The sequence below is a fragment of the Streptomyces anandii JCM 4720 genome, assembly GCF_014650655.1.
Classification (GTDB): domain Bacteria; phylum Actinomycetota; class Actinomycetes; order Streptomycetales; family Streptomycetaceae; genus Streptomyces; species Streptomyces anandii.
Map to the genome: position 1 here is coordinate 1 of NZ_BMVJ01000056.1, position 3983 is coordinate 3983.

General features: G+C 69.6%; 3 protein-coding genes. All 3 read left to right on the top strand.

The features are described 5' to 3' along the window. Positions 1–304 precede the first annotated feature (304 nt). The gene (tap, locus tag IE249_RS35145) at positions 305–2464 is read left to right on the top strand and encodes a telomere-associated protein Tap (RefSeq protein ID WP_189711526.1); all 2160 of its coding nucleotides are present in this window, start codon (positions 305–307) and stop codon (positions 2462–2464) included. A gap of 12 nt (positions 2465–2476) precedes the next feature. Next, a complete protein-coding gene (tpg, locus tag IE249_RS35150; protein WP_189711528.1) occupies positions 2477–3034 on the top strand; it encodes a telomere-protecting terminal protein Tpg in 558 nt (185 codons plus the stop codon). A gap of 442 nt (positions 3035–3476) precedes the next feature. Then, the coding region (locus IE249_RS35155; protein WP_189711530.1) for a hypothetical protein at positions 3477–3983 on the top strand (507 nt) is incomplete at its 3' end.

Sequence of the window (3983 nt, forward strand, 5' to 3'; positions counted from 1 at the left end):
GGCCGCCTGGATCCGGCCCTTGGACAAGGTCACGGCGTTCGCCACCTACACCTCGCTCAATCTCGGCACGCTCGAGCATGCCTGGCATGCAGGCGTGCCGGCGTGCCAGGTGAGCCGGGTGAGCCGGGCATGCAGGCGGCGTCGATGGAGAACGCACCCGACCATCTCCCCCGCGACCCCGCGACGGCCCGCACACACAGCGACGCGCGCAGCCTCGCCTCGTACGCGAAAAGTACGTTCCACGTACGCCGAAAACGCGGCCTCAGTCGGCTTCAAGCGGTAGGATGAGGAGCGGAGGTGCTGCATGTCCGAGCTGTTCGACGCAGTGGACGCCCTCGTGGCGTCCCGGTCGCCGCTGCCGCCGGCGGGGGAGCGCAGGCGGCTGCGGCAGGCCCATGCGCTCACCCTCGACGAGGTGGCCGCCGCCCTGGGCGTGCGGCGTGCGACCGTCGGTGACTGGGAGACCGGCAAGACCGAGCCGCGCCCGCCGCAGCGGGAGGCATACGCGCGCCTGCTGAAGCAGCTCGCCGAGCTCTACCCCGTCCCCGAGGACACCGGGACGCCGCAGGAAGCCGCCGCTGACACCGGCACGGCGGCCGCGGCACCGCCCGTGCCCAACGGTCCGGGGGCCGCGCCCGACACCGCCACGCCCACTGACACCGCCGCCGCGGCCCCGGTCCCCGTTGCCGCCTCGCGCCGCCCGGATACGAAGAAGGCCTCCCCGGGCGCCTATCCGCACGGCCCGCTGCTCGTGCTCGATGCCGACGCCGACCGGAAGGTGACCGGCTACGGCATCGACGGCCTGATCCTGGACGTACCCGCCAAGTCCCTGCCCGCCCTGATCGATTGGACCCTCACCGAGGCGGAGCTCGGGGCCGACCGGCTGCACGGTTCGGGCAAGGACGCCGACCCGCTGCTGGTGCTCACCGAGGCCGCGTGCGAGCGCTACGGCCTGCCCGCCTCGCTGTCCCAGTCCGAGCGGGTCGCCGGGCGGCTTCCCGAGGGGCACAAGGTCATCAAGCAGCTCCAGCGGGCCGACTGGCAGCTCACCCGGCGGGGGCTGGGGCCGTGGGCGCGCATCTACCGCCCTGCCCAGGGGGGCCGCCGAAGGTGCGTGCAACTGTGCATCCCCTCCTGGCACGCCCTGGACGACCGCGCCTGGGGTCACGCCGCGCGGCTCCAGCCGGCGGAGCTGGCCCGGGTGCTGGGCGTGTACGCGCGGCGGGTGACGACGCCGGTGGGTTCCACCGCGGTGACGGGACTGCATCTGATGACCGCGCTCAACCCGCCGACCCGCGCCAGTGAGCCGGACGCCGACGGCCGGCGGCACCGCGAGCACCGGCCCGGGTCGCTGGGAACCGAACCCATGGACCCGGCGCCGTGCGAGGCGACCGACGGACACCCCGTCCTCGCTCATCTCCCCCGCTTCCACGTACGCGGCCCCGACGAGAAGCTCTTCGAGGAGGCCTACGACTGGGCACGGGATCTCACCGACGCCGAGTGCATGAAGCGCCACCTGGTCGGCCTCGACGTCAACCTGTCCTTCGCCGCGGGCGCCAACGGCGCCGTCGTCGGTCTCGCCTCACCGCCGGTCCACGTCGCCCGGCCCGCGTTCGACCCGGCCCTGCCCGGCTCGTGGCTGGTCGACCTCTCCCACGTCGATCCGTCCCGTGTGAAGGTGGGCAAGCAGTGGCGCGAGCTCGACGGGGACCTGTTGCCCAGCCCGTTCACGCCGACCGGCCGGCGCCCGACGGGTCCGGCCTGGTACGCCACACCCACCGTGGCGTATGCCGTCGAACTGGGCTACGACGTCGCCCCGGTGGAGGCGTGGGTGCGCACCGAGTACGGCCGGTTCCTGGACGGCTGGTACAAGCGGCTGCGCGACGCCTACGTCGCGACCATGGCGGATCTCGGGGTGGGCGAGAAGCTGTCCCCGCAGGAGTTCCTGGAGGCGATGGACGGCTACAAGAGCCGTGATCCGGAGCTGGGCATCGTCGTGGACGCGGTCAAGATGACCGTCAAGGGCGGCATCGGCAAGCTGCGGGAGAAGGCGCGCGGCGGCGGATGGAAGCCGGGACAGGCCTGGCCCGCCCTCGCCCGGCCCACCTGGCGGCCCGACATTCGCGCCGCCGTGATCTCCCGGGCGCGGATCAACATGCACCGCAAGATGCTGCATCTGGCCGCGGCCACCGGGCAGTATCCGGTCGCGGTCCTGTCGGACTGCGCCGTCTACGCCGCCGACGGGCCCAGCCCGCTCGACGTCCTGCCCTACGACTCGGGCGGCAAGACCGTGCCGGGCTCGTTCCGGCTGGGGGTCTCTCCCGGAATGGTCAAGCACGAGGGCACCCAGAGCGTGCTGTGGGGCTCAGGCGTCCTCGAGCAGCTCGCCGGCGACGGCCATGTAGCCAACCTCGCCCGCTACATCAAGACCGGCGAGGTCACCGCCAAGGACACCGGAGAGTAGGGGAATCGCGGCATGGTCACGGTCGGGGAAGGACTCGACAAGGCGGTGCAAGGGGCGTTCACCCGTCCGATCCCGAAGTCCGCCGGGGCACAGATGCGTTACCTGGTCCGGCAGCACCAGCACAGCACCCGGCGCGTGGCCGAACTGCTCGGCATCAGCCAGCGCACCGTCGAACGGTATGTGAAGAACCAGATCAAAAAACCCCGGCCGCAACTCGCCGACCGCCTCGAGGCCGAGGTCCGCGTGCGCTGGCAGCCACAGATCCGGGCCAAGGCCAAACAGACCGCGGCCACCACCGGCGGCATCATGATCGATGTCCAGGCCCGGTTCGGCTACACCGCCGCCCCCGGCAGCACCGACGACGCCCGCGTGCGTCACCTCACCCTCGCCCTGCCCCCACAACACGCCGCCCGCCTCTTCGAAGCCCAGGAGACCGGAGCCACCGAAGACCAGCTCCGCCGCATCGCCGCCGAAGCCCTCGGCCAGATCTACTTCCGCGACAACGGCCGCCGCGCCCACGGCCTCGAAGTCGAACTCACCGACCTGATCGACCTCGAGTTCGAGCTGTAACCAGCCGGCCGTCGGGCACCCCCACAGTCAGGTGCAGGTGCTGCCGCATGCCGAGCGGTGTCCTGCCGCCGCGTCACAACGTGCTGCGCCTGTCGGGCCGCGCAGGGCACGGCCGAAGTCGCGGGCATTGGCCGAAGGGGGTTCCGCCGCCACGTTCGGCACCCTCCAGCAGAACATCGCGCAGGAAGGCCGGCAGAACAACGCCTGCGCAGCCACCGCGGCCACCGCGGCCGCCGACGACGAATGGACCCGCACGGGCCCCATAGAAGCCGAAAGGGTGGTGAAAGGTGAACCGGATGGACTGGAGGTGCGTTGCAAGAGTGCCGGGGCGTGTCACCCGGACACCTTGTGACCATTCGCAATTCATGGAGGGCATGTGCCGCCTAAGTTTGGGGAGAATCGCCGGGACACGGATATGGTTCCGCCTTCTGCAATCTCCAGCATGCTGGCGAATGAAGGTACGGACAAATATGCGGACGATTACGCGATCAAAGAAATGATCGCACACTTGAAATGGGTAATCAAGTCCGGCCAGGAGTGGGTGTCGGAGGATGAATTCAACTCCGTAGCGCTGGCAGGCAATGGCAGATTGTCGGCTCATCAAATGATCAAAGTACTTGCAGAACACAAAGTGATCGAGCAGCCCGAGACAATCTTCCATTACGAGGATGAATACAAAGTCAATAAAGAGCGTTGCGCAGAGTTCTTCCATGAGGAAGGCCTCGGAAGGGTCTACGACACGGTGTCCGCCCGTCATTCGGCCGTTGCTCACCCGGCTCACCTGGCGGTCAGTGGAGTGGATCGCGGGCTTGCAGGTGAGAGTCAGGGCCCCACTGGCGCTGCCTCTGCAATGACGACGGGCGCGGAGGGAGCAGCGGCTGAGCGCATGGTCGCATACCTGCAAGCAGCTCTCGACAAGGGGTCGATGTCAACAATGGCTCTCCTTGGC